The organism is Halosimplex halophilum (assembly GCF_004698125.1).
Taxonomy (GTDB): domain Archaea; phylum Halobacteriota; class Halobacteria; order Halobacteriales; family Haloarculaceae; genus Halosimplex; species Halosimplex halophilum.
The window spans coordinates 1,715,645-1,740,574 of sequence record NZ_ML214297.1; the positions used below are offsets into that span (position 1 = coordinate 1,715,645).

Annotated in this window: 26 protein-coding genes and 2 tRNA genes; 13 read left to right on the forward strand and 15 right to left on the reverse strand. The window is 69.6% G+C overall.

The window, feature by feature from the left end; genetic code table 11:
• Positions 1-50: 50 nt before the first annotated feature.
• Positions 51-635, forward strand: a complete 585-nt coding sequence (locus tag E3328_RS08630; protein WP_135364165.1) for a response regulator transcription factor — start codon at positions 51-53, stop codon at positions 633-635.
• A gap of 71 nt (positions 636-706) precedes the next feature.
• On the opposite strand, the gene E3328_RS08635 is transcribed toward E3328_RS08630, so the two are convergent.
• Positions 707-841: transfer RNA gene (locus tag E3328_RS08635), tRNA-Met, on the reverse strand.
• Positions 842-1,001: 160 nt separating this feature from the next.
• Between E3328_RS08635 and E3328_RS08640 the strand changes: the two genes are divergently transcribed.
• Positions 1,002-2,504: a DUF7115 domain-containing protein gene (locus tag E3328_RS08640; RefSeq protein ID WP_135364166.1), complete on the forward strand. Its 1,503-nt coding sequence runs from the start codon at positions 1,002-1,004 to the stop codon at positions 2,502-2,504.
• A 49-nt stretch (positions 2,505-2,553) separates the two neighbouring features.
• Here the strand turns inward: E3328_RS08640 and E3328_RS08645 are convergent, their stop codons facing one another.
• Positions 2,554-2,913, reverse strand: a complete 360-nt coding sequence (locus E3328_RS08645; RefSeq protein WP_135364167.1) for a DUF5830 family protein — start codon at positions 2,911-2,913, stop codon at positions 2,554-2,556.
• 109 nt (positions 2,914-3,022) lie between these two features.
• Here E3328_RS08645 and E3328_RS08650 point away from each other — a divergent pair, with 109 nt between their 5' ends.
• On the forward strand, positions 3,023-3,697 hold the full coding sequence (locus E3328_RS08650) for a TVP38/TMEM64 family protein (protein ID WP_167837347.1): 675 nt from the start codon (positions 3,023-3,025) through the stop codon (positions 3,695-3,697).
• Here the strand turns inward: E3328_RS08650 and E3328_RS22810 are convergent.
• From E3328_RS22810 to E3328_RS08660, 3 genes are all read right to left on the reverse strand, one after another.
• Complete coding sequence (locus tag E3328_RS22810) at positions 3,691-3,810, reverse strand: HVO_2523 family zinc finger protein (RefSeq protein ID WP_342775079.1); 120 nt, start codon at positions 3,808-3,810, stop codon at positions 3,691-3,693. The genes E3328_RS08650 and E3328_RS22810 overlap by 7 nt on opposite strands.
• A gap of 64 nt (positions 3,811-3,874) precedes the next feature.
• The gene (locus E3328_RS08655; protein WP_135364169.1) at positions 3,875-4,534 is read right to left on the reverse strand and encodes a rhomboid family intramembrane serine protease; all 660 of its coding nucleotides are present in this window, start codon (positions 4,532-4,534) and stop codon (positions 3,875-3,877) included.
• A gap of 5 nt (positions 4,535-4,539) precedes the next feature.
• Positions 4,540-7,743 carry an adenosylcobalamin-dependent ribonucleoside-diphosphate reductase gene (locus tag E3328_RS08660; RefSeq protein ID WP_135364170.1) on the reverse strand — a complete coding sequence of 1,068 codons (3,204 nt, stop codon included), beginning with the start codon at positions 7,741-7,743 and terminating at the stop codon, positions 4,540-4,542.
• A gap of 822 nt (positions 7,744-8,565) precedes the next feature.
• Here E3328_RS08660 and E3328_RS08665 point away from each other — a divergent pair.
• Complete coding sequence (locus E3328_RS08665; protein WP_135364171.1) at positions 8,566-8,838, forward strand: type II toxin-antitoxin system HicB family antitoxin; 273 nt, start codon at positions 8,566-8,568, stop codon at positions 8,836-8,838.
• A complete protein-coding gene (locus E3328_RS08670) occupies positions 8,839-9,090 on the forward strand; it encodes a type II toxin-antitoxin system HicA family toxin (protein WP_135364172.1) in 252 nt (83 codons plus the stop codon).
• Positions 9,091-9,196: 106 nt separating this feature from the next.
• Here the strand turns inward: E3328_RS08670 and E3328_RS08675 are convergent.
• The 5 genes from E3328_RS08675 to E3328_RS08695 all read right to left on the reverse strand — a co-directional run bounded on the left by E3328_RS08675 (position 9,197) and on the right by E3328_RS08695 (position 12,698).
• Positions 9,197-9,268, reverse strand: a tRNA-Ala gene (locus E3328_RS08675).
• A gap of 121 nt (positions 9,269-9,389) precedes the next feature.
• Positions 9,390-9,698, reverse strand: coding sequence for a 30S ribosomal protein S10 (rpsJ, locus tag E3328_RS08680; protein WP_135364173.1), 309 nt, complete (start codon positions 9,696-9,698; stop codon positions 9,390-9,392).
• Positions 9,699-9,701: 3 nt separating this feature from the next.
• Positions 9,702-10,973 carry a translation elongation factor EF-1 subunit alpha gene (gene tuf / locus E3328_RS08685; protein WP_135364174.1) on the reverse strand — a complete coding sequence of 424 codons (1,272 nt, stop codon included), beginning with the start codon at positions 10,971-10,973 and terminating at the stop codon, positions 9,702-9,704.
• A gap of 238 nt (positions 10,974-11,211) precedes the next feature.
• Positions 11,212-12,168, reverse strand: a complete 957-nt coding sequence (locus E3328_RS08690; protein WP_135364175.1) for a homoserine dehydrogenase — start codon at positions 12,166-12,168, stop codon at positions 11,212-11,214.
• Entirely contained in the window at positions 12,165-12,698 is a 534-nt protein-coding gene (locus tag E3328_RS08695) for an amino acid-binding protein (protein WP_135364176.1), read from the reverse strand. The genes E3328_RS08690 and E3328_RS08695 overlap by 4 nt, the downstream gene beginning before the upstream one ends.
• A gap of 326 nt (positions 12,699-13,024) precedes the next feature.
• On the opposite strand from E3328_RS08695, the gene E3328_RS08700 reads away from it, so the two are divergent.
• From E3328_RS08700 to E3328_RS08715, 4 genes are read left to right on the forward strand one after another with little or no spacing between them, the layout of a single operon-like run.
• Positions 13,025-14,251 (forward strand): hypothetical protein, encoded by a 1,227-nt coding sequence (locus E3328_RS08700; protein ID WP_135364177.1) that lies wholly within the window; start codon positions 13,025-13,027, stop codon positions 14,249-14,251.
• Positions 14,252-14,278: 27 nt separating this feature from the next.
• Positions 14,279-15,349: an ABC transporter permease gene (locus E3328_RS08705; protein WP_135364178.1), complete on the forward strand. Its 1,071-nt coding sequence runs from the start codon at positions 14,279-14,281 to the stop codon at positions 15,347-15,349.
• On the forward strand, positions 15,342-16,034 hold the full coding sequence (locus tag E3328_RS08710) for an ATP-binding cassette domain-containing protein (protein ID WP_135364179.1): 693 nt from the start codon (positions 15,342-15,344) through the stop codon (positions 16,032-16,034). The genes E3328_RS08705 and E3328_RS08710 overlap by 8 nt, the downstream gene beginning before the upstream one ends.
• Complete coding sequence (locus E3328_RS08715) at positions 16,031-16,258, forward strand: hypothetical protein (RefSeq protein WP_135364180.1); 228 nt, start codon at positions 16,031-16,033, stop codon at positions 16,256-16,258. Before E3328_RS08710 ends, E3328_RS08715 begins: the two co-directional genes overlap by 4 nt.
• Before the next feature lie 207 nt (positions 16,259-16,465).
• On the opposite strand, the gene E3328_RS08720 is transcribed toward E3328_RS08715, so the two are convergent.
• A complete protein-coding gene (locus E3328_RS08720; RefSeq protein WP_135364181.1) occupies positions 16,466-18,655 on the reverse strand; it encodes an elongation factor EF-2 in 2,190 nt (729 codons plus the stop codon).
• Between the two features lie 175 nt (positions 18,656-18,830).
• Here E3328_RS08720 and E3328_RS08725 point away from each other — a divergent pair, with 175 nt between their 5' ends.
• The 3 genes from E3328_RS08725 (at position 18,831) to E3328_RS08735 (ending at position 20,276) form a co-directional block, all read left to right on the forward strand.
• Positions 18,831-19,580 (forward strand): DUF5781 family protein, encoded by a 750-nt coding sequence (locus E3328_RS08725; protein ID WP_135364182.1) that lies wholly within the window; start codon positions 18,831-18,833, stop codon positions 19,578-19,580.
• 100 nt (positions 19,581-19,680) lie between these two features.
• Positions 19,681-19,959, forward strand: a complete 279-nt coding sequence (locus tag E3328_RS08730) for a DUF433 domain-containing protein (RefSeq protein WP_135364183.1) — start codon at positions 19,681-19,683, stop codon at positions 19,957-19,959.
• A complete protein-coding gene (locus E3328_RS08735) occupies positions 19,959-20,276 on the forward strand; it encodes a DUF5615 family PIN-like protein (protein WP_135364184.1) in 318 nt (105 codons plus the stop codon). The genes E3328_RS08730 and E3328_RS08735 overlap by 1 nt, the downstream gene beginning before the upstream one ends.
• Before the next feature lie 35 nt (positions 20,277-20,311).
• Here E3328_RS08735 and E3328_RS08740 read toward each other — a convergent pair whose 3' ends face one another.
• The 4 genes from E3328_RS08740 to E3328_RS08755 are packed head-to-tail and all read right to left on the reverse strand — an operon-like array spanning position 20,312 to position 23,822.
• Positions 20,312-21,796, reverse strand: a complete 1,485-nt coding sequence (locus E3328_RS08740; protein ID WP_135364185.1) for a PQQ-dependent sugar dehydrogenase — start codon at positions 21,794-21,796, stop codon at positions 20,312-20,314.
• Positions 21,797-21,808: 12 nt separating this feature from the next.
• Positions 21,809-22,546, reverse strand: coding sequence for an energy-coupling factor transporter transmembrane component T family protein (locus tag E3328_RS08745; RefSeq protein ID WP_135364186.1), 738 nt, complete (start codon positions 22,544-22,546; stop codon positions 21,809-21,811).
• On the reverse strand, positions 22,540-23,244 hold the full coding sequence (locus E3328_RS08750) for an energy-coupling factor ABC transporter ATP-binding protein (protein ID WP_135364187.1): 705 nt from the start codon (positions 23,242-23,244) through the stop codon (positions 22,540-22,542). The genes E3328_RS08745 and E3328_RS08750 overlap by 7 nt, the downstream gene beginning before the upstream one ends.
• Positions 23,241-23,822, reverse strand: a complete 582-nt coding sequence (locus E3328_RS08755) for a biotin transporter BioY (protein WP_135364188.1) — start codon at positions 23,820-23,822, stop codon at positions 23,241-23,243. The genes E3328_RS08750 and E3328_RS08755 overlap by 4 nt, the downstream gene beginning before the upstream one ends.
• A 166-nt stretch (positions 23,823-23,988) precedes the next feature.
• On the opposite strand from E3328_RS08755, the gene E3328_RS08760 reads away from it, so the two are divergent.
• The gene (locus E3328_RS08760) at positions 23,989-24,807 is read left to right on the forward strand and encodes an aldo/keto reductase (RefSeq protein ID WP_135364189.1); all 819 of its coding nucleotides are present in this window, start codon (positions 23,989-23,991) and stop codon (positions 24,805-24,807) included.
• The last annotated feature ends 123 nt before the right edge of the window (positions 24,808-24,930 follow it).

Consider the following 24,930-nt stretch of genomic DNA (forward strand, 5'->3'; position numbering starts at 1 on the left):
TGGTTCATCGGATTACCGGTAATCCGTCCGTTCGAACCACGGGACTCACGATGACAACGCGCAATTCAGGAGACGAAACCGTACTCGTCGTGGACGACGAGCGCGACATCGCGGACCTGTACTCGACCTGGCTGGCCGAGGAGTACGAGGTCAGGACAGCGTACGGGCCCCACGAGGCGCTCGAGCAGGCAGACGAGGCGGTCGACATCGTCTTCCTCGACCGCCAGATGCCGGAGATGAACGGCGACGAGGTGCTCGAGGCCCTGCGCGAGCGGCGGATCGACTGCCGCGTCGTGATGGTGACCGCCGTGGACCCCGACTTCGACATCGTCGAGATGCCGTTCGACGACTACCTGACCAAGCCGGTGATGCTCGACGACCTCCACGGGGCGGCCGAGCGGATGCTGGACCGCGAGGACTACGACGAGCGCATGCAGGAGTTCTTCTCGCTCGCCTCGAAGAAGGCGACGCTCGAAGCCGAGAAGGACTTCGTCGAACTCCAGGACAGCGAGGAGTACGAGCGGCTCGAATCGGCGGTCGAGGACCTCCGGCAGGAGGCGGACCGGACGGTCTCGGACCTCGGCGAGGCCGAGGACTTCGAGACGCTCTTCCAGGAGTTCCCCGGCGACGCCTGAGCGGCGGTTCTTCGCGATCCTTCCGTGTTCTCCCGGCCAGAGAGTTACGACTCGGGAACGTGAAATATGGATGCCCGGGGAGGGCTCCGAACCCTCGATCTCCGCATGTCCCAGGTCCGAGGCTGACGGGCCTCGTGGGGGCATGCCGGCTGCCGCGCAAGGAAACCCTATGAGTGCGGCGCTATGTCCAGCTAAGCCACCCGGGCGCACTCGTCGATACTGTGGTGTCGGCCTTTAACCTTCTCATCTCCGCCGGCGACCGCCCGCCGTCCCGTCGTTTCAGTGATCGTTCGGCGGGCGCGGAGTCGGACGGTCGGGAGACTGCCCACCCCCGGATTTATACACTCGGACGGGTACACCTCACGCATGGACATCCCGGACCTCGTCAAGGGGGCACTCGACGGCGAGGAGATCCAGGCCGGCGTCTCGCTCGGCGACGAGGACGCGGTCTGTCTCACACCGACGCGAACGCTCGTCTACCGCGGCGAAGGCCTGCTCAGCGACGAGACGGTCGAGGAGTACTCCCACGACATCGAGCAGCTGGCGGTCTCGGAGGGGCGCCGCAAGACGAAGTTCACGATGCAGTACATCGACGGCACCGAGTCGTTCACGGTCCCGGCCAACCGCGGCGAGAAGGTGCTCGAACTGTTCCTCGAGGGCGTGCTCAGGCTCGACGGCGTCATCGGGGACCGCGAGTCGCTGGCCGGCGTCTACCGGTTCAGCGAACTCACGCTCATCATCGCCGAGGGGCGGCTGATCAAACACATCGGTAGCCAGGTCTGGTCCGAGGACTACGAGGTCTACGCCTACGACGACGTGACCGGTCTCGAGTTCGAGCGCGCCAGCGTCGCAACGAGCATCGCGCTCTCGGTCGAGGGTCGTCCCCAGCGCATCAAGGTGCCCAACGACAAGGCGCCCGTCGTCCGCCAGACGCTCGAAGGGGCGCTGTTCGACTACTACGACGTGGCGAACGTCGAGGAACTCAATCGCGTCGTCGGGCCGGAGACGGACGCGGGCGGCGTCGAACCCGCGGACGAGGACACCGGAGACGGCTTCTCGTTCGGCGACGACTTCGACCCGCTGGTCAGCGACGAGGCGGACCTCGCCGAGTCCGTCGAGGGCGAGGAGCGACTCGCCGACGACCCGGGGGCGGGACAGCCCCCGCGACAGCCGGGCGGCCAGCCGGAGGGCCAGCCCGGCGGCCGGTCCGACGACCCGGCGACCGGTCGGGCCGCCGACGCCGCGGACGGCCAGACGGCCGATGCGGGAGGCGACACCGCCGACCCGGCGACCGGCGGGTCCAGCGAGCCGGTCGCCCGCTCCGGAGCGGGCTCCGGCGGGAGTGAGGACCGGGAGACCGAAACGGAGGCGACGGCCGACCGGCAGCCCGATGCGCAGCAGGCCGACACCGGACGGGGAGAGACACAGCAGGCGGACACCCGTCGGTCGGACACCCAGCAGGCCGACACCGCGGGGACGACCGACCGCCGGGGCGGGACGGACGATACCGCTGGTCGGACGAGCGCGACCGACGGGACGGCCGACTCGACAGCGGGCGCGGACGCGTCGGCCGACCGCACCGTCGACGACACGGCGGACACCACGGTCGACGACACCGCCGACCGCACCGTCGACGACACCGCGGACACCACGGCTACCGAGTCGGGCGGCACCTCGACCGCGGGCGCGTCCGCGGCGTCGGCGAGCGGGACCGGCGGGGAGGTCGAGCCCGCGCCGATCACCCGCGAGGAGTTCGAGGCGATGGCCGAGCGGCTGGAGGAGCTGACCGACGCCGTCGACCGGCAGAACGAACTGCTCAAGCGCCAGCACCGCGCGCTCAAGCGACTGGTCCAGCAGGACTCCGAGTAGCCCGGCAGCCCCCGAGTGGCGCACGACGCTCCGACGGACCTGAAGTCGGTCAGTCCTCGCGGCCGGTGACCTTCCTGATGCACGAGGAACCGAAGGGTCCGTGTTCGCCGGCGTCGAACTCGATGAAGTAGCCGGTGGTGATGCCGGCGCCGCAGCGCTGGCAGGTGAACTCCCCGTCCTTGCTGACCACGTCGCCGCCCTCGAAGCTGACGTAGTCGCCGGTCGTCGGGACGACGGTGTCGCCCTCGCGGTCGATGATCCCCCGGCGCTCGGCGGTTTCGAGGATCTCGCGGGTGACCGCCGGGTCGCTGGTCACCGTCTCGATGCGGTCGACGGCCTCGGCCAGCGACAGCTCGGCGTGTTCGAGGTTGGCGAGCAGTTCGACGCCGAGTTCGACGCGGTCGTCCACGCTCGCCGGTGGGGTCCCAGGGGACCTAAGCGTTTCCGGGTCCGGCCGCGAGCGCCCGCGGTGTGCGTCGACCACAAGACTTGTGCCGGCGGGGACTGGACGGCGAACGATGGCAGTCAGTCGAGCGACGCGCCGGCAGCTTGGGGGGTTCGCGACCCTGGCCGTCGCGCTCGCGGCCGGTGCCGTGGTCTTCTCGCCGGCCGCGGTGCTGGAGTCGCTCGTCGCGCTCTCGGGGGACCCCTGGCGCTTTCTCGCCGTGCTCGCCGTCCTCTACGTCGCCCGGCCGCTGGTCCTGTGGCCGGTCAGCCTGCTCTCGCTGACGGTCGGGTACGTCTACGGCGTGGCGGTCGGGATCCCCGTCGCCGCCGCGGGGCTCGCCGTCTCCACGGCGACGCCGTTCCTGGTCGCCCGTCGGTTCCGGACCGACGAGGGGATCCTCGGGCGGACCGCCGGCGTCGGCGACCGCGTGGTCGCGGCGACCGGCGGCTTCCGCGGGCTCGTGGCCGCGCGGCTGGCCCCGATCCCCTCGGACGTGATCTCCTCGGCCGCCGGGCTCTCGGATATCTCCCCGCGGACGTACCTGGCGGGGACGCTCGTCGGCGAGACGCCGTGGATCGTCGGCGCCGTCGTCGCCGGCGCGTCGATGCACACGCTCTCGGTCGAGGGGCTGGACCAGGGGATCGCGCTGGTCGCCGGCGCGACGGCCGTCTCCGGACTCCTGCTCGCCGGGCCGACCTACCGGCTGGTCCGCGAGCGCTACGACCTCGGCGTCGACGTTCAGTAGAAGGTGTCCGCGCAGTCGTAGACCACGCCGTGTTCCGGGCAGACGTACTTGCAGTGGCGGTGGGTCATCGGCCGCTCGCAGACCGGACAGGGCCGGCCGCCGGCGTCGCTCATACCCGACGATCGGACGAGGGGCGCTTGAGTCTTGTTCTCGCGGTCGCGCCGGTCGACGGACCGACTAGTCGCCCGACAGCAGGACGGCCCCGGTCGGGCGAGCGAGGCCGACACCGAGACCGATCACCACGCCGGTCAGGTGGCCGACGACGCCGACCTGCGCGGTCCCGGCCGCGAGCGCCAGCAGGCCGAAGACGGCCTGGCCGGCGATGGCGGCCCCGAAGAGGACCCACAGCGGGGTGAACTCGCCGTGCCAGCCGCCCGTCGCGGCCCGGTAGCGGACGCTGTCGACGACGACCAGCGCCGTCATCGCGAGGACGACCCCGCTGGCGCCGAGCGTCCCGGCCACGCGGCCCGACGCGCCGAGCGCGACGTACCAGGCGACCTGCGCGCCCGTCGTCGCCAGACCGGCGACGGCGGCGAGCGCGAGGAAGCGCCGGCGACCCAGCCGGCGCTCGACGACGCCGCCGAACAGGAGCAACTGGACGACGCTCGAGACGAGGTGGCGCGGGTCCGTCGGCAGGTGCGCCAGCGGCGCGAGCAGCCACCCGACGGAGGGCTCGGGCGTCGCGACGAACAGCGCGACGAACGTCGCGTACCCGAACCGCTCCCAGACGTACCACTCGGCGGCGAAGACGAAGACGAAGAGAGCACAGAGGGAGAGAGTCGTCGGAACGGTCCGCAGCCAGCGGAGGCCCCGCGACAGCGCGGGGGCCTCGTCCATCTACCTCAACACTCCGACCAGCCGCAGGACTCGCAGGTCTTGCAGCCCTCGGAGTAGTACAGCGACATCGACGAGCACTCCGGACACTCCGGGCTCTCGCCGGCGTCGATCAGCTCCTGCTGGTCGCCCCCGGCGGCCTGTCCGGCCTCGGAGCCGGGCTCGCCCGCGTCGCTGCCGGGTCCGGCGCCCATCGAGACGGAGGCGCCGCCGTCCGTCTCCGGCTCGACGGCCCCCACGTCCTGGTTGGGGTTGCTGTCGTCCTCGCCCGCGCTCTCGGCGGCGCGGCGCGCGTCGCGCTCCTCGGCGGTCTCCTCCAGCGTCTGCTGCTGGGGGTAGCCCTTGTCGATCTCGTCGTCGAGGTAGCGCCGCAGGGCCGTGCCGATGGCGTCCGGGATGGACTGGATCTGCTCGCCCTTGTCCCAGGCGACCTTCGGCGACCGGATGCCCTGGAGCTCGTCGGCGATCTCGCGGGGGTCGACGCCCGCGCGCAGCGCCGTCGAGATGGTCTTGGCCAGCGCCTCCGTGAAGGAGGCGGTGAAGCCGCCGGAGTTGCCGATGTTGGCGAACAGCTCGAAGGGGCGCTCGGCCTCGGGGTCCTCGTTGATGTTGACGTAGAGTTTCCCGTAGCCGGTGTCGATGCGCTGGGTGACGCCGTGGAGCACGTCCGGCCGCGAGCGCTTCTGTGCGTAGTCGGGCCGCTCGCCGTCGGCGGCGCCGAGGATCTCCTCGGTCTCGGTCTCGATGGCCGCCTGGACCGCGTCCTCCTCGAGGAAGGCGTCGAAGCCGCCGAAGACCTCCTCGATCTGGGCGACGACCTCCTCGGCGTCCATGTCGGCGAACTCCGTGTTCTGGGCGCGCGTCGTCAGCACCTGCTTGCTGCGGGTGCCGTCGCGGTAGTAGGTGACGCCCTTGCCGCCGTGGTCGTAGATGTACTCGAAGACCTCCTGTGCGTCCTCGACGGTGGAGTCATTGGGCGCGTTGACCGTCTTCGAGATGGCGGAGTCGACGCCCTCCTGGCAGGCGACCTGGATCCCCGCGTGTTCCTTCGCGGAGAGGTCACCCGTCGTGACGAACAGCTCGCCGACCGCGTCGGGGACCGTCGAGAGGCCGTCGACGCCGTCGAACTCGTTTGCGGCCATCTGCTCCTGGGCCTCCTCCTTGACGGCGTCGATGTCCAGATCGTTCTCCTCCAGCACGCGGAGGAAGTAGTCGTCGAACTCGACGAGCATCTCGTCGCCCTGCACGTCGTCGGAGACGTTCTTGTAGTAGGCGACGTTGTAGATGGGCTCGCAGCCGCCGGTGGTGTTGCCGACCATCGAGGTGGTGCCCGTCGGCGCGATGGTCGTCGTGTTGTGGTTGCGCAGCGCGAAGCCGTCGGCCCACTCGTCGGCGTCGAGGCCGGTCTGCTTCTCGAACCACTCGCGGTACTCGGTGGGGTTCGCGAACTTCGAGTTGTCCCACTCCTCGAAGGTGCCACGGTCCTGGGCGAGCTCGTGGCTGGCCCACTTCGACTCGTGGTTGATGTGGCGCATCAGCTGGCGGGCGACCTCGTTGGACACGTCGTCGCCGTACTGCATGCCGAGCTGGATGTACAGCTGCGCCAGGCCCATGATGCCGAGGCCGATCTTGCGCATCTCCCGGACGGTCTCCTCGATCTTCGGGACCGGGAAGTCCGACATCGTGACCACGTTCTCGAGGAAGCGCGTCCCCATCTCGATGCGGTGGTCGAACGCCTCGAAGTCGATGGCCTCCTGCAGGAACGCGTCGACGGCGTCCTCCAGCGAGTCGTACTCGTCGGCGTGTTCGGCCGACCAGACGCGCCAGTCCGGCGCGTCCTTCGCCGCGAGCGTCGAGAGGTTGATGTGACCGAGGTTACAGGCCTCGTACTCCTCCAGGGGCTGCTCGCCGCAGGGGTTCGTCGCGAGGATGCGGTGGTCGGGGTGTTCCTCCACGTCGAAGGAGTGTTCCTTGTTGACGCGTTCGAGGTAGATGACGCCCGGTTCGCCGTTCTCGTGGGCGCCGTCGACGATGCGCTCCCAGACCTTCCGGGCGGGGACCGACAGCACCTCGCCGACCTCGACGTACTCGCCGAGGTCGAACATCTCGTACAGCTCCTTCGTCTCCTCGGTGGCGACGTGGGGTTCCTCGGTCCGCGGGTTGGTGAACGTGAACTCCTCGTCGTTTTTCACCGCGTCCATGAAGTCGTCGGTGATCCCCACGGAGATGTTGAAGTTCGAGAGGTGGCCCTCGACGGCGTTGCGGAGGTGTTTCGGCACCTTGCCGTCCTCGTCGATGAGCTCGCGGGCCTCCTCCAGGGCGTCCGCGAAGGAGTTGTGCGTGAAGTCGTCCGGGTCGTTCAGCCGGAGCGTGTGCGCCAGGGATACGTCCTTGTTCTTGGCGTGGATGAACTGGATCACGTCCGGGTGCGAGACGCGCATGACGCCCATCTGCGCGCCCCGCCGGGCGCCGCCCTGCGCGATGGTCTCGCACATCTGGTCGAACGTCCGCATGAACGTGATCGGCCCCGACGCGATACCCCCCGTGGAGCCGACCGCGTCGCCGTAGGGCCGCAGCCGCCAGAAGGCGTAGCCCATGCCGCCGCCGCTCTGGAAGACCTGCGCGGCCTCCTTGGCGGTCTGGTGGATGTCGTCGATGTCGTCCTCCGGCGAGTCGACGAAACAGGCCGACAGCTGCTGGAGTTCGTCGCCGGCGTTCATCAGCGTCGGCGAGTTCGGCATGAAGGACAGGTCCTCCATCAGCCGCTGGAACTCGTCGGCGGTCTCCTCGACGTGCTCGCGTACCCCCTCGGGCAGCTCCGGGACGACCGTCTCGTAGGCGAACTTGTTGACGTTGTACTGGTCGAGGGTCGTCTCGGCGTCGTCGTCGGCCGTCGTCCCCGTGCCGAAGACCTCCGCGGCCAGCTCGTCGCGGCGCGGGTGGTCGGGCTTGAGCTGGTCGGGCGTGACCGTGACCTCCACGTCGCGTTTCTCGGCCTCGTAGACGGCCTCGGCCAGTGCGATGTTCTTCGCGACGCGGTCGAAGAGATCCTCCTGCTCCTCGATCAGTTCCCCGTCGGCGTCCTTGCGGAGATAGCGCGCGGGCAGAATGTTGTGGTACGCGTTCCCCGTGAGCCGCTCCTCCAGTGTCTCCCCCTCGGTGCGCTTGATCGGCAGGTCGATGTCGTCGACCCCGAGATCGCCGCTACTCATGTGTCGCGCCCCTCCCACGAACGATACCGGCGCCGGATCGAGAGCGTGTCCGCTGTGGCCTCATACCTATCATCTGTGACGGAAATCTTGTTTGTTTGGGTCCCAAATAACGCTTTGGTTTGCGGGTATTCGTCGCTCGATTCATGTGTTCGAACTTCGAGAGGTCGCGTCGCTACGTGCCTCTCCGGCGATGTAACCGCGCGTTCCGTGTCATACGGCGAATCCCTCTTAAACGTAGGTGGACCGAAGTGAAAGTAGTTCCGAACCGACGCGAACCGAGTGATAGCGGGCGGATCTGCAGTGGAAGCGATCGGGGGTTTCGGCTGGAGATCGGGGCGGTCCGTCCCCGATCCCCGTCGACTGCGAGTGCGGATCCATGTGTATAATTGTTCTTATATGACCGGGCAGACGGCGGCGGCGTGCGCTCCGGTCCGGCGGTTCGGGAACGGGCCGAAAATTTATATAAGAATCATGGTCATTCGAGGGATCGGCGGTCCCGCGGTCGGTAGCCGAGGGAAGCGACCGCGTGGGACCGAACGGCGGGTGTGACAAGCGGGTGGAACGTACTCGGAAGCGAACCGGCAACCCGGATCGGGGTCCTGAGGTCGCCCCGTTGTTCCGGGCGCGGACCGTCCGTGAGCCTCCGGCTCGCGAGGAAACCCAGTCCGGAAAAAGTCGGTAGTGGACTCGCGGGGCAGGAGGATCGCAATTTGCGGAACGGATCGGTCCCTGAACGTCCTCGGAGCAGTCATCGGACCGAACATTCGGAACGGACCTGGGTCCCCGAACGCTTATTCGGCAGTGCGCGTTACCGTCACTCACATGGCTAGTTCCACGCGCGACGGCGATCTCGACCACGAAGACGAGATCCGGATGTGGCGCGAGGGTGACGGCTGGGTCATCACCGACGTCGAGACCGGCGTGACTACCCAAGGTGAGACGCGGGAACACGCGCTGGAGATGCTTGACGAGGCCGTCGCACTCCACAAGGGAGAGATCGGCCGTGAACCGACTGACGAGGAACTCAGGGAACTGGGTATCGACCCGGAAGACAACACCACCGGCAACGAAGAGCCGCCGGAGTTTCTGCAGTAAATGGGTCGGCGGACGTTCTCCGGTATGGAAGTGGCGAAGGTGCTCGTCAACGTGGGCGATTTCGAATGGCGCCGAACGGTCGGCGACCACGCGCAACTCTACTACGAGCATCCAACCAACGAGGACGACAAACGACAGGTCACGGTCCCACTCCACGACGAACTCAGGATCGGAACGCTTCGGGATGTTGCCAGTGATGCGGGTGCGGAGGACTTCGATGCGTTCTGCGACTGGATCGACCGCAACGCATAGTTCGTCTGAGCTGCTGATCATCTCGTCACCCCTGTGCGAGAAAGTTCCCGCGAGAACCGCAATACCGGCGACTAACCGGATAGTTCGCGGGGAAGAAACGGTGTAGTGGACTCGCGGGGATTTGAACCCCGGGCCTCTTCCTTGCGAAGGAAGCGATCTGCCACTGATCTACGAGCCCGCGTGTATCGCTCGCAGCGCAGAGGGGATAAGTCCTGCGCGTGAGAGCGGCTTCGGGAATCAGTCACACGGTGGCGCCGCGTGGCGACCGGGTGACTGCGACGGCGGGGCCGTCGACCCCTCTAGTCCTCGAGGACGATCTCGATGGAGACGTCGTTCGGGACCTGGATCCGCATCAGCTGGCGCAGCGCGCGTTCGTCGGCGTCGATGTCGATGAGCCGCTTGTGGACGCGCATCTCCCAGTGTTCCCACGTCGCCGTCCCCTCGCCGTCGGGGGACTTGCGGGTGGGGACCTCGAGCGTCTTGGTCGGCAGCGGGATCGGCCCCGACAGCTCGACGCCGGTCTTGTTGGCGATGTCGCGGACCTCGCCGCAGATCGAGTCGAGGTCTTCGGGGCTGGTGCCGGCCAGCCTGACGCGTGCTTGCTGCATGAGTTACTCGCGCTCGTTGACCTGCATGACCTGCCCGGCCGCGATGGTCTGACCCATGTCGCGGATGGCGAAGCTGCCCAGTTCGGGGATGTCGTTGGCCGACTCGATGCTGAGCGGCTTCTGCGGGCGGATGGTGACGACCGCGGCGTCGCCGTTCTGGATGAAGTCCGGGTTCTCCTCCTCGGCCTCGCCCGTCGCGGGGTCGATCTTCTGGTCGATGGACTCGATGGTACACGCGACCTGCGCCGTGTGGGCGTGGAAGACCGGGGTGTAGCCGGCGGTGATGACCGACGGGTGCTGCATCACGACGATGCGGGCCTGGAAGGTCTCGGCGACCGACGGCGGGTCGTCGGCGGGGCCACAGACGTCACCGCGGCGGATGTCGTCCTGGCCGATGCCGCGGACGTTGAACCCGACGTTGTCGCCGGGGCCGGCCTGCGGGACCTCCTCGTGGTGCATCTCGATGGTCTTGACCTCGCCGCCCACGTCGGAGGGCTGGAAGCTCACGTTGTCGCCCGTGTTGAGCATGCCCGTCTCGACGCGTCCGACCGGGACGGTCCCGATGCCGGAGATGGTGTAGACGTCCTGGATGGGGAGTCGGAGCGGCGCGTCCGTCGGCGGCTCCGGCTCGGGCAGGCTGTTGAGGGCCTCCAGGAGGATCTCGTCGTCGTACCAGTCCATGTTCTCGGAGCGCTCGGCGACGTTGTCGCCCTCGAACGCCGAGACCGGGATGAACTTCGCGTCTTCGGTGTCGAAGCGGACCTGGTTGAGCAGGTCCTCGACCTCGTCGACGACCTCGTGGTAGCGGCCCTCCTCGTAGTCGGCCAGGTCCATCTTGTTGACGGCGACGATCATCTCGCCGATGCCCAGCGTGCGGGCCAGGAAGACGTGCTCCTGGGTCTGGGGCTGGACGCCGTCGTCGGCGGCGACCACGAGCACGGCGTTGTCCGCCTGGGACGCGCCCGTGATCATGTTCTTGACGAAGTCGCGGTGGCCCGGACAGTCGACGATGGTGAAGAAGTACTCGTCGGTGTCGAACTCCTGGTGGGCGATGTCGATGGTGACGCCGCGCTCGCGCTCCTCGGCGAGGTTGTCCATGACGTAGGCGAACTCGAAGCCGCCCTTGCCCTTCTCCTCGGCTTCCTCCTTGTGCTGCTCGATGACGTGCTCGGGGACGCTGCCGGTCTCGTACAGCAGTCGCCCGACCAGTGTGCTCTTCCCGTGGTCTACGTGGCCGATGATGGCCAGGTTCTGGTGCGGTTTGTCCTCACTCATTGTATCTCACGCGCAGAGGCGCTATGTGGGAATCCTTTGGCGGTTAGTGTTAAAACCATTTCGATAGCGACTCCACGCGATCCCGGTGCCGTCTTGCGATTTGCCAACCGCTCCCACGGACCGCGACGCGCGCCCTCCCGCCGGGGATCGCGACGGACAGGCGGCGGTCGGCGGCCGGGACGGAGACAGTGGCGGTTGACGGTCGGCGAGAGCGCGGAGAACGGGTCGCCGGGGGCGGTCAGTCGCCGTCCAGCCGGCCAACGTCGGCCAGCACCGCGCTCGCCGTCTCGGGCCCGCCCGCGCCGCGCCCGGAGATGTTGAGCCGGCCGGCGTGTTCGGTCTCCAGCTGGACGATGTTCTCGGTGCCCGTCACGGCGAGCGTGCCGTTCGCGGGGACCAGTCGCGGGCCGACGCGCACCTCGCCGTCCGACGTGACCTCACCGATGAGTCGGACGGTGCGGCCGTCCTCGGTCGCCAGGTCGAGCGCGCTGCCCGGGATCTCCTCGATGCCCTGCACCTCGGCGTCGTCGAGGGTGTACTCGCGCTCGTCGCCCGCGAGGACGTTCGCGACGATGACGCATTTCAGCGCCGCGTCGGTCCCCTCCACGTCGAAGGCCGGGTCGGCCTCGGCGACGCCGAGGTCCTGGGCCTCCGCGAGGACGTGTTCGTAGTCGAGCCCCTCGGCGGCCATCCGCGTGAGGATGAAGTTCGCCGTCCCGTTGAGGACGCCGCGGGCGGCCGTGATGTGGTCGGGGTCGAAGTCGGCGATGGTCGACAGCACGGGCATCGCGCCGCCGACGGTCGCCTCGAACAGCACCTGCCCCTCGCTCGCCCGTTCGAGTTCGCGCACCTCCCCGTAGCGCTCGGCGACGGGGCCCTTGTTGGCGAGGACGACGTGGCGGTCCCGCTCCAGGGCCGTCCGGACGTGGCCGAAGCCCGGTTGGGCGTCGCCCAGCGTCGTCGGCGTCGCCTCGACGAGAACGTCGTACGCGCCGTCCAGCGCGTCCCCGGGGTCGTCGCTCCCGACGACGCCGTCGGTCCGCTTGGACTCCAGGGCGGTCGCCACGTCGATCCCCTCGGGGTCGACGGCGGCCGACGAGGAGTCGGCCAGCGCGGTGACGGTGTGGCCGTAGTCGGCGGCCAGCTCCGCGACCGAGGCGCCGACGGCGCCGGCGCCCAGCACGGCGAGTCTCACGCCGCATCACCCGCCGTGAGCGGCTCGACCAGCCGAAGGTCCTTCTCGGCGGCGATCTCGCGCAGCGCCGCCAGGGTCGACTCCGTCTCCCCCTCCTCGGTGGCCAGCCGCAGGCGCGCGCTCGACACGTCGTCGGTCCCCTCCGGGGCCGACAGCGAGAGGTCGGTCACCGTCGCCTCCGTCGTCTCGCGGATGCGCGAGAGGGTGTGGGAGAGGTCGCTGTCGACGATGTGCCCCGAGAGGACGATCGTCACCGACTCGCTGTAGTGTTGCGCGCCGGCCTGGATGACGTTGATGCCGGCGCCGCGGAGCGCGTCGACGATCTCGTCGAACCGCTCGGGGGTCGCCTCCAGGTCGACCTCGACGGGGATGTGCCCGCGCGGCGTGAGGTTGCCCCGCTCGTGGAAGATCGAGAGGAGGTTCCCGCCGTTGTCGGCGATCGGGCCCAGCGCCCGCAGGAGCTCGCCCGGCTCGTCGACGAGTTCGAGCCGAACTGTGTACGCGCGTACCTCGTCGGTCGAGTCGCTCATCGCCCGATCACCTCCCCGGTGCGCTCGCGTGCGCTCATTAGGGGAACGTCACAGGGGGCGGCTATATCAATCCGGCCATTCCGGTCGTCCGTCCGTCGCCCATTCCGGCCGTCCGTCCGTCGCCATTTCGGCCGTCCGTCCGTCGCCATTTCGGCCGTCCGTCCGTCTCCATTTCGGCCGTCCGTCCGTCTCCATTTCGGCCGTCCGTCGCCCCCGCCGGTCGCAGCCGGCCGCCGCGGGCCGCCGCGGGCCGTCGCGGACGAGTGTGTCGCCGCTCGCGGCCGACCGATACTTATTACTGACATGTCCGTGTAGGCAACGATGGAATGCCCTCCATACCGACAGGCACACTGAGTAGTACAGCGGCCAAGGCGGTCGTCGTCGTCGCGTTCCTCGCGGTCGGCGGCGTCGCCGCGGCACAGATGGGCGCGATCGACGGGATCACGGACTCGCGGGACTCCGCCCTCCTGGAGTCGGTCCCCGACGGCGTCGACAGCGTCGCCGTCTTCGACGCGAGCGTCATCGAGTCCGACACGGCCGAACGGCTCTACGCGACCGGCTACAACGCCACCGCCGGCTCGATGAACCAGTCGGCGCCCGCCGACGACGAGGCGATGGACGACGGGATGGAGACCGCCCCGTCGCCGGTCGAGATGGTTCCGGCGAACCTGACGGGCGCGCTCGACGAGGTCGAGAACGAGACCGGCCTCGACCCGCGCGCGGCCGAACAGGTCATCCTCTACAGCCAGCGCCAGGCGAACTTCACGTCGCCGCCCTACCAGGGCACCATCGTCGAGGCCGACTGGGCGAAGTCCGACGTGGTCGACGCGGTCGAGGCGGACACCAACCGGTCGTACCGCAACACGACCGTCGACGGCGTGACCGTCTACAAGCCCGAACCGCGCGAGGAGGAGAACGTCACGACGTTCGGACCGCCCGAGCCCGACCAGTGGGTCGCGGTCCTCGGTGACGGCGAGTACGTCTTCGGCACGGAGCAGGCCGTCGCCGACGCCGTCGACGTGGAGGTCGGCGACGCCGACCCCGTCGACGGCGACCTCCGCAGCGCGTTCGACAGCACCCGCGACGGCTACCTCCGGTACGCCCAGACCTCCCAGAACGTCAACGTCACGCAGATCAACCGGACGATGGGCCAGTCGACCGGCCTGAACGTCACCGCGTACGCGGAGGCGTACAACGACCTCCACATCACCTCGGGGACCTACTACATCGGCGAGGACGGCGAGACCCTCGGCATGGAGTCGCGCATCATGACGAACTCGACGGACACCGCCCGGGACGTGAAGGACCTCGCGCAGGGGTTCGTCTCCATCCAGGCGGGCGCCATCCAGAACGAGACGCTCGAGTCCGAACTCCGCGCGACCGAGGTGACCCGTGACGGCACGACGGTCACCGTCTCGCGGCAGACGGACATCGAGACCGCCGAGACGCTCATCCGCTGGTACGCGGACATCCTGACCGGCGGCCAGGGCGGCGCGGCGACCGGCGTCGCGTCGGGGACGACCACGGCGGCGGCCGCGGCACAGAGCGCTTAAGACGGCCCCCCGTCTCGCTATTCCCGAATGGCCGCACCGCTCCTCGAGAAGGAACTGTTCTGGCTCCGCCGCAACTGGCGAGCCGTCGCCGTCGTCTTCCTGCTGGCGCCCGCCCTGTTCGGCGTCGCCACCGCGTCGTTCGACCGGACCGTCCCGCAGGACGTGCCGGTCGCGGTCGCGCCCGCCGACGACGCCGTGACCGAGGACGAGCTACAGGCCGTCGCCGGGCTCGCGCGGACGGTCTCCGCGCCCAGACAGTTCGACTCGCCCGAGTCGGCGACGACCGCGCTCCACCGGGAGCGGGTCTACGGCGTCCTCACCGTCGGCCACGGCCTCTACGAGTCGGGCGCGAACGTCACGCTCTCGCTGGCGGTCGACGGCGGGATGGTGACCTACGTCGAGCCCTCGCGGGCGGTGACGGGGACGCTCCGCGAGCGGGCGGGCGTGTTCCCGTCGACCGTCACCGTCGAGCGGCGGGTCCTCGGCGCCGAGCGGACGCTCCCGGAGTTCCTCTTCACGACCGGCCTAGTCTACCTGCTGGCGATATACGCGTTCACCTACGTCCCCTACCACCTCGCCCGCGAGCGGCGCGTGTTCGACCGCGTGCGCGTCGAGTCGTCGCTGTGGGCGCTGCTCGCCGCGAAGGCCGCGCTGTTCGGCGCGCTCGGCGCCGCCGCGCTCGCGAGCATGGGGGTGGCCGGCGTCGCGCTCGGATATCGAGTCGCGCTCGCCGACCCGGCGGCGCTCGGCGTCCTCGGGCTGGTCGGCACCGCCCTCGTCGCGGTGAGCCTCGGCGTCTCCTTCGCCACCCGTTTCTCCGTCGCCGGCCGGTTCGCCAACGTCGCGCTGCTGGGGGCGGTCGTCGCCTTCTCGAACCCCGTCTACCCGACCGGGTTCTTCTCGGCGGTCCGCCGAGCTATCGCGGGCTGGAGCCCCGTCTACCACGCGACGGTCGTCGTCCGCGCGCTCGTCCTGAAGGGTCTGTCGCCGGGGCTGTTCACCGACCGGCTGCTCCTGCTCGGCGGCGTCGCCGCGGCGGCGGTCTGCTGGCTCGCGGCGAGCGTCGTCGCCTACGAACGGGGGGGTCGCGATGGGTGACGGCGGCGAGGGGGCCGACCGCGACTCCGCCCGCGAGATCCGCATCGACGGCGTGGCCAGACACTACGACGGTGTCACGGCGCTCGCGGGCGTCGACTTGCAGATCGAGGCCGGCGACCTGCACGCGCTGGCCGGTCCGAACGGCTCGGGCAAGTCCACGCTGCTGTCGCTCGTGCTCGGTCTCGACCGGCCGACCTCGGGGACGATCACCCGCCCGGAGTGCCGGATCGGCTGCGGGTTCCAGACCCCCAGCGTCTACCCCGACCTGACCGTCGACGAGAACCTGCGCGTGTTCGCCGCCATGGGCGGAGCCGGCGACGACTGGCTCGCCACCGTTCGCTCGGAGCTGGGGCTGGACGAGGTGCGCGACCGCGTCGCGGGCGAACTCTCGGGCGGCTACCAGCGCCTGCTCGACGTGGCGCTGGCGTTCGTCCGCCGCCCCCCGTTCGTCCTGCTCGACGAACCGCTGGACGAACTCGACGACGCGGCCAGGGACAGAGTAGTGGCGTTCGTCGCCGACTACTGCGGGGACGACCGGACGGTGGTCGTCTCGACGCACCACCTCGACGCCTTCGGCCCGTCGCTCGACCGACTGACCGTCCTCGCCGACGGCGACGTGCGCTTCGACGAGCGCGTCGACGGGAGCGACGACTACCGGGCGATCTATCGCGACCTGGTCGAGTGACCCCCGACGGTTCCTCGCCCGTTCGCGAAATCCGCTTCGACCGCGAGCGCCGTCCCGGAGGCACGGGCGCGCTCTCGAAGCTGAAGAAACTCCTCGGCCTCGCGGAGAGACACGACGACAGGATCGCGAAGGCGGTCAGCAAGCGCACTGACAGGGTCGACGAGAGCCAGGTGAGAGATCCGGTGAACACCGCGGCCTCGAAGGCCCGCGAGAAAGATCCGTAAGTCGCCGACTGCGGTCCGCTTCTGCGGCGAGTCGTCGAGTGCACGGAAGAGACGGAGAGAGCGGAGAGGCGGAAGAACGTCCGCGCGCCGCAGGCGCGCGGTTCATCCGCCGAAGCGGGGCGAAGCCCCGCGGAGGCGGCCTTTTTCACCCATGTTTTTGGCGGAGGGGTGGGCGCGGTTTGCCCACCCCTCCGCGAAAAAGATGGTTTAGAAGTAGTCGATACTCTCGGGCAGTTCCTGCTTCATGCCCTTGCGCTCGCGGATCTCCATGATGGTCTCGCGCTGGAGGTTGTCGGCCATGACCTGGAAGCCGGCGTTCTCGGTGTTCCAGGAGGCGCGACCCTCGGTGGCGCTCCGGATGTCGGAGGAGAAGCCGATCATCTCGTCGACGGGCGCGACGCCCTCGACGACCATCAGGTCGCCTTCCTGGTACATGTCGTCGACGCGGCCACGACGACCCTGGATCTCGCCGGACGCGGCGCCCATGTGGTCGTTGGGCACGTCGATGCGGACCTCCTGGATCGGCTCCAGCAGGCGCACCTCGGCGTCGATGAGGGCGTTGTGGATGGCCTGGCGGGTCGCCGGGATGACCTGCGCCGGGCCGCGGTGGATGGCGTCCTCGTGGAGCCGCGCGTCGTGGAGGCGGATGAGCGAGCCCTGGACCGGCTCGGCGGCCAGCGGGCCGTCGTTGAGCGCCTCCTCCATCCCTTCGAGGACCAGCTCCATCGTCTCGTTGAGGTGCTGGATACCCTTCGTGTCGTCGATGATGACGTTCGTGTTGTGGATGTGCTCGACGTTCTGGGAAGTGTCCTTGTCCATGCCGGCCTCCTGGAGCGCCTCGCGGCGTTCCAGCTCGGGCATGTCCATGGAGGCCTCGCCGTGCTGGATGGCCTCGACGATGTCCTCGTCGAGCGGCGTCACGGTGATGTAGAAGCGGTTGTGACGGTTCGGGGAGATGCCCTCGACCTCCCGGGAGTCGGTCTGGGGCGCCTCGCGGAAGACGACGATCGGTTCGCCGGTGTTGATCGGGATGCCCTGGTTGCGCTCGATGCGCTGGCCGATCACTTCGAGGTGGAGCTCGCCCTGCCCGGAGATGAGGTGTTCGCCGGTGTCCTCGTTGATCTCGATCTGGATGGTCGGGTCCTCCTTGGCGACCTGCTGGAGCGTCTCGATGAGCTTCGGCAGGTCGTCCATGTTCTGGGCCTCGACGGACTTCGTGATGACCGGCTCCGAGATGTGCTCGATGGACTCGAAGGGGGTCATCTCGACCGAGGAGACGGTCGAGCCGGCGATGGCGTCCTTGAGGCCGGTGACGGCGGCGATGTTCCCGGCGGGGACGCGGTCGACCTCCTCGCGCTCGCCGCCCATGTAGATGCCGACCGACTGGACGCGGTTGGTCCCGGCGGTCCCGGAGACGTACAGCTCCTGGCCCTTCTCGAGGGTGCCCGAGAAGACGCGGCCGGCGGCGATCTCGCCGGCGTGGGGGTCGATCCCGATGTCGGTGACCATCAGGACGACCTCGCCGTCCTCGTCGACCAGCTGCATCGACTCGGCCACGTCGGAGTCGGCGTCGCCGCGCCAGATGCGCGGAATGCGGCGGGGCTGGGCGTCGATGGGGTTCGGGAAGTGCTCGCAGACCATGTCGAGCACCACGTCGGCCAGCGGCGTCCGCTCGTGGAGCTCCTGGCGCTTGTCCGCGCGTTCGAGCTCCATGATCTCGCCGAAGTCCATGCCCGTCCGCTGCATCGAGGGCATCGAGACGCCCCACTTGTACAGCGCCGAGCCGAAGCCGACGGTCCCCTCCTCGACGGAGACCGTCCAGTCCTCGTCGATGTCGTCCATCTCCTCGGTCATCCCGCGGATGAGCTCGTTCACGTCGCGGATCACCGAGAGCAGGCGCTCCTGCATCTCCTCGGGCCCCTCCTGGAGCTCGGAGATGAGGCGGTCGACCTTGTTGATGAACAGGGTCGGCTTGACGCCCTCGCGCAGCGCCTGCCGGAGGACGGTCTCGGTCTGGGGCATCGCGCCCTCGACGGCGTCCACGACGACGAGCGCGCCGTCGACGGCGCGCATCGCGCGGGTCACGTCGCCGCCGAAGTCGACGTGGCCCGGCGTGTCGATGAGGTTGATGAGGTGGTTGGTGCCCTCGTACTCGTGGGTCATCGAGACGTTGGCGGCGTCGATGGTGATGCCGCGCTCCTGCTCGTCCTCCTCGGTGTCCATCGCGAGCTGCTCGCCCGCGGTGTCGTCGGAGATCATGCCCGCGCCGGCGAGCAGGTTGTCTGTCAGCGTCGTCTTCCCGTGGTCGACGTGAGCAGCGATGGCGATGTTCCGGATGTTCTCCGGCTTGTCCATCAGCGTCTCACATTCCTGTACGATTTTCTTACGTCGGCCCATTATACGGCACTCTATCAATGGGGGCGTCAAAAGGGTGCTGTTTCCATTCGCGTGCGGCAACCGCCGGCACGCGGACACCGGTCGAGTCCCCGAGTTCTCCGCCCGCTCCGGCGGAGGCCGAACCGTGCCAAACGCCCGCAAGAGTAATACTCGGGGAAACCCTGGGAGAGAGCGTATGGACGTGCGAGTGCGCGGCCCCGGCCCGGAGGGTCCGATTCTCGGGGCGCGCGACCTGTTCGAGACCGAACGGACGCTGAAGCGGCCGGTCACCGTCGAGATACGCGAGGACCCCGACGAACGGACGCGCGTGAGCCACGACGAGGAGGGCCACCTGTTCGTCATCTCCCGGCAGGCGGCCACGTCGGCGATGGCCCGCGAACTCGCGCTCCACGAGTTCGCCCACATGCACCACTACGAACGGGACCACCCCTCCCACACCCAGTCGATGGAGGAGGTCATCTTCCTCGCGCTCGCCGGCCGGTCGGTCGAGCGCCGGAAGCTCACCCACTGCTACCAGATCGCCAACCATATGAAGGACATCTACGCCGACGACGTGTGGCTGGAGGTCGCACCGGCGGACAAACTCGTGGCCTTCCTCGAATCCAGCCTCGCCGCCGCCGTCGCGGACCGACCGCGGGACCCGCCCGCGTGGGACCGGCTAACTCCCGCCGCCGACCCGGACATCACCGCGGTCAACGCCGCCTTCGCGCTCGGGCTGGTCGAACGGCACGACCTGGTCGACGACGACCACCGGATCTACGACCTGGCGCACGCGGCCGCACAGGACGCCCCGGAGATCGACGTGGCGGCGTTCACCCGCCAGTTCCGGACGCTCGCCCGCGACCCCGACGACAGCGAGTACCGGAAGGCGCTGGTCGACGTGACCCGCGCCTACGCGACCGGCGGCGAGCGGGCCGCGGACTGACCGGGGACGGAGCGTCACCCGACGACCCAGGGCTGGATCGAAGCGGTCGACAGTGCTCGCCCGCAGGTTCAAGTACGATCGGCGACCTAGTTCGTCGTAGATGGCACAGCAGTCGTCGCGGATCGTCCGCGAAGTCCACGACGAACCGCACATCGAGGGCAGCCGGATCACGGTTCGTCACGTCTACGAGCGCGTCCACGGGCGAGGGCTCCGCCCGGAGACGGTCGCCGACCGCCACGGCCTCGACCTCGCGGACGTGTACCACGCGCTCGCCTACTACCACGACCACCCCGAGGAGATGGCGGAGGTCGAGCGACAGCGCGAGGCGGCGATCGAGTCGGCGCGGGAGCGGACCACTATCTCACCGCCCGACGAGTAATGGCGGTGTCGGTCCTCCTCGACGAGAACGTGGAGCACGAGGTGTGTCACCGGCTCCGGAGCGACGGCTACGACGCCGACCACGTCGACTTCCACGACCGGCTCGGGAAAGGGGACTCCGACCGAGCGCTCGCGCAGTACTCGCTGGAGAACGACGCTCTGATCGTGACCTACGACGACGATTTCGAGACGCACTACGGCGAGTCGGAGTACTGGGGGTACTCTTTTTCACGGACAACGACTGGGACCCGGCCGACGTCGCCGATACGATCCTCCGGATCCTCGAAATCTACCCACCGGCGGAGTTGCGCGGGATGAACGTGGTCGGGCGCGAGTGGCTGTAGCCGGCCGGGTCACTCCTGAGTCAGCCGGACGAGCACGTCGTCGCGCTCGCGGGGGAACTCCCCCTTCGCGCGGCCGTCCCGGTTGGACGTGACGACGTAGATGTCGCCGTCTGGCGACTGCTCGACGTGGCGGATCCGGCCGAGTTCGTTCTTCATCGTCGTGTGGACCGTCGCGGTGTAGGCCTGGTCCGCCCAGTCGCCGGTCACCTGGTCGTAGGCGTTCTCGGCCGGCGGGAGCTCGCCGCCCTCGGGGGTCAGCGTCGTGACGATCAGCTGCTGGCTGATGAGCCCGCCGGTGACCATCCGGTTCCGCAGGGCGGGCACTTCGTCGCCGGTGTAGAACAGCGAGCCCGTCGGCGCGAAGCTCGTGGCACGGGTGTTGAACAGCGGCGGGTGGAAGCCGCTGCCGGGGTAGTTGTCGGGCTCGTACACCTCGGGCCAGCTGTAGTTGTCGCCGGCGACGAGCCGGTTGATCTCGTCGCGGCCCGAGGGACCGTGTTCGGAGGCGACCGGCGTGCCGTCGGGCAGCCAGACGATCCCCTGGGGGTTGCGGTGGCCGTAGGTGAACACCCGCGGGTCGGCGCCGTCGCCCAGGTCGGGGTTGTCCGGTGCGGGGTCCCCGGAGGGAGTCACGCGGAGGATCTTCCCGGCGAGGCTGCCGGGGTCCTGGGCGTCCTCGGGCTGGCCGCCGTCGCCGCAGGTGACCCAGAGGTAGTTACGCGGGCCGAAGGTGATCCGCCCGCCGTTGTGGTAGTTGTTCGCCGGAATCTCGTCGACGACCGTCCCGACCGGTTCGCCCGGGGCCTCCGACTCGACGTCGAAGGCGGCCACCTTGTTGTACTTCGTCCCCTCGTCGTTCGTGTACGTGTAGTAGACGAAGATGTGCGAGGGGTTCGGGAAGGCAGGGTGGACGGCGATACCGAGGGTCCCGCCCTCGCCGCCCTTGACCCACCAGGGTCGCTTGTCCGACCCCGGTTCGATAGAGCCGGCGTCGATGGCCCCGGCCGGTTCGGCGACGGTGCGCACGTCCCCGCCGTCGAACCGCAGGACGCGACCGACGCGCTCGGTGACGAACATATCCCCGTCGGGCGCGAACGCGATGTCCCACGGGACTTCCAGGTTCTCGACGAGGACCTCCGTCCCCAGGGACGCCTCCAGCGGCGAACTCGTCGGCGCCTCCCACTCGGGGTCGTAGCCCGACCACTCCTCGATCGGGCGGCCGCCGACCGACTCCGGCGTGGGCGTGTCGCCGGTCGAACCGTCGCTCGTGTCGCCGTCCGAGCCGTCGCTACCGTCCGCACCGCCGTCGCTGCTATCGCCGCCGTCACCGCCGTCGCTCCCGTCGCCGGAACCGTCCCCACCGCCGTCGGTCGGCGTCGCGGTCTCGGTCGAACAGCCCGCCAGGCCGGCGACGCCGGCGGCGGTCAGGGCGAGAAAGCGGCGCCGCGAGCGGGGAGGGGCCGCCGCGTCGCGCTCGGTCGAGTCGGGGTCCATGTCCGAGTCCTATTACGCGACCGGAATGAATCTTCCGGGAAGGCGGGCGACCGCGGGCCAGGCGACGAGCGCGACGCCCAGCGCGGTCGCGAGGTAGTCGCGCCGTCGGAGCGCCAGCGCGGGGAGCGTCGGGTTCCAGGCGAAACAGCGCGCCCGCATCGCGAGCGTCAGCCGGTCGGCTCGCAGGAAGGACCGCTGGAGGCTCCGGGTCAGGATCCGCTCGACCCGGTCGCGGAGCGGCCGGCGCTCGCCGGCCCGCGCGTGGACCGCCCGCCGGGTCGCCCGCACGTCGCGCAGGACCACCGGGAAAAAGCGGAAGACCAGCCCGACGCCGACGCCGAACAGCCGGCCGACCTTCCCGGGGACCGTCAGCTGGATGGCCGCCCGCGTCTCGCGGACGGGCGTCGTCCGCACGTAGACCGCGCTGGCGAACACCACCGGGACGACCCGGGCGACCGACCGCAGCGACTCGACGGCCGGCCCGACCCGGAACCACGGCTCGCCCAGGGCCACGCCGCCGACGACCGGCCCGACCGAGAGGAACAGGAAGACCGGCCAGTAGGCGCGGACGACTCGCAGCGGGGAGAGCCGCCCGGCCGCGAGCGCGCCGACCGCGACCGCGCCGCCGACCGCGAAGCCCCGCACGGTCGGGTCGCCGAACACCGCGACCGCGAGGCCGAACTGGACGGCGAGTTTCGCCCGCGGGTCGAGCCCGTGGGCGAGCGAGTCGCCCGGCTCGTAGGTCAGCATCGCGGGTCGCGGACGCCCACCTCGTCCAGCCGGTCCAGCGCCGCCGGCGTCGGTTCGTCCAGCACGACTCGCCCGTCGGCCATCCCGGCCACGCGGTCGACCAGCCCGACCACGTCGCGCAGGTCGTGGGTGACCACCACGAGCCCGGTCCCGTCGGCCGACAGCGCGTCGAGGCGAGCGAGCACCGACTCGCGGGCCGACCGGTCGAGCCCGACCAGCGGCTCGTCCAGCACGAGGTGGGCGGGCTCCATCGCCAGCGCGCCCGCGATGGCGACTCTCGCCTGTTCGCCCCCGGAGAGGCGGTCGATCCGCTCGTCGCCGCGACCGCTCATGTCGACTGCGTCGAGCGCCTCGTCGACCCGGCGGTCGATCGCCGCCCGGTCGAGCCCGAGGTTCTCCGGGCCGAACGCCACGTCGGCCCCGACCGTCCCCGCGACGAACTGGTCGCGGGGGTTCTGGAACACCATCCCCACGCGCGTCCGGGCGTAGACGGGGTCGTCCGTCACGTCCCGACCGTCGACGCGGACCGTCCCCTCGTCGGGCTCCAGCAGCGCGTCGAAGTGTCTGACCAGCGTGGTCTTCCCGCTACCGTTCGCGCCGACGACCGCGACGGCCTCGCCGTCGGCGACCGACAGCGAGACGCCGTCGACGGCCGCGACCCCGCCGTAGCGGTGGACGAGCCCCTCGGTCTCGATCATTCCCGGAGGGCGACGGCGCCGCCCTCGACGACGGCGACGGCGACGAACACCTTCACCACGTCCGGCACGGCGAACGGCGCCATGATCCCGGCGGCCGCGCCGATCGAGATGCCCAGTACCTCGGCCATCCACGGGAGGCCGACCGCGTAGACGACGACCAGCCCGGCGGCCACCGCCGCGAGTTCGACCGCGACGGACAGCTCCGAGACGGGTCGCGGTTCGATCCCGCGGTGGGCGACCGCGCCGACGACGACCGCCGACAGCGCGAAGCCCACGAGGAATCCGCCGGTCCGGCCGCCGAAGTAGCCGATGCCCGCCGCGCCGTTGGAGAACACCGGCGCGCCCGCCGCGCCCGCGACCAGATAGAGCGCCATCGCGAACCCGCCCCACAGCGGCCCGAGCAGCAGCCCCGCGAAGAAGGGGCCGAACGGCTGCAGCGAGAACGGGACCCCGACGCTCGGGATCGGGATCGACAGCTGTGCGAGCGCCGCCGTCAGCGCCGCCAGCACCGCCGCCCCCGCCAGGTTCCGAACCGTGTCGTCGTCCACCAGCTCGACGGACTCGTACTCCTGTGCCATACCTCTCCGTGCCCCGTCAACCGATAAATAGACACTGGTTTACGCGACTTCGACCCCGTTCGGTCCCGGCTCGGGGCCAGGTCGAAGCCGAACCCGGAACCGGATCGGAGCCGGTCCCGGCCGCCGCGAGCGGGGGATTTACCACCCGTCCGGTCGCGGTCGACCCATGGAACACGTCACCGTGCAGGGCGCCGAGGTCCCAGCCGTCGGCCTCGGAACGTGGCAACTCACCGGCGAGGAGTGTTACGAGACGGTCTCGACCGCGCTCGAACTCGGCTACCGCCACGTCGACACCGCCCAGATGTACGACAACGAGGAGCAGGTGGGCCGTGCGATCGCCGACTCGGACGTGGACCGCGACGACGTGTGGATCACGACGAAGGTCACGCCGGGCAACGCCCGCCGGGCGGACGTGGTCGAGAGCACGGAGGAGAGTCTCGACCGCCTCGGCACCGACTACGTCGATCTGCTCCTGCTCCACTGGCCGAACCCCCTCGTCTCCTTCCGCGACACCGCCCGCGGCATGGCCGAGCTGCGCGACGACGGCCTGATCCGTCACGCCGGCGTCAGCAACTTCCGGCGCTGGCGCCTGCGCCGCGCCCGCGAGAAGTCGACCATCCCCATCCTCGCCGACCAGGTGCGATTCCACCCCTTCTACCCCCACGGCGCCCTCCGGGAGTACTGCGCGAAGGCCGACACGATGCTGACGGCCTACAGCCCGCTCGCCCACGGCGGGATGATCGACGACCCCGTCCTCGCCGAGATCGGCGAGCGCTACGACAAGACGCCCGCCCAGGTCGCGCTCCGCTGGGCCACCGGCTTCGAGCACGTCGCCGCCATTCCCAAGACGACCTCCCGCGAGCACCTCCGCCAGAACATCGAAATTTTCGACTTCGAGCTCACCGACGACGAGCGCGACCGGATCACCCGCCCGTCCTACCTGAAGTCCGCCGGCCTCTTTCTCCGCAACGAGATGGGGATCTGAGCGGAGACCGAACGAGAGAGTCTGCGGTGGCGCGCGCTGTCGCGCGCTTTCATGCGCGCGACGTAGCCGCGCGAAGTCTTCTCGAACTCGTGAGAGAAGGCTCGTCAGAGCTTGTCTCTGACG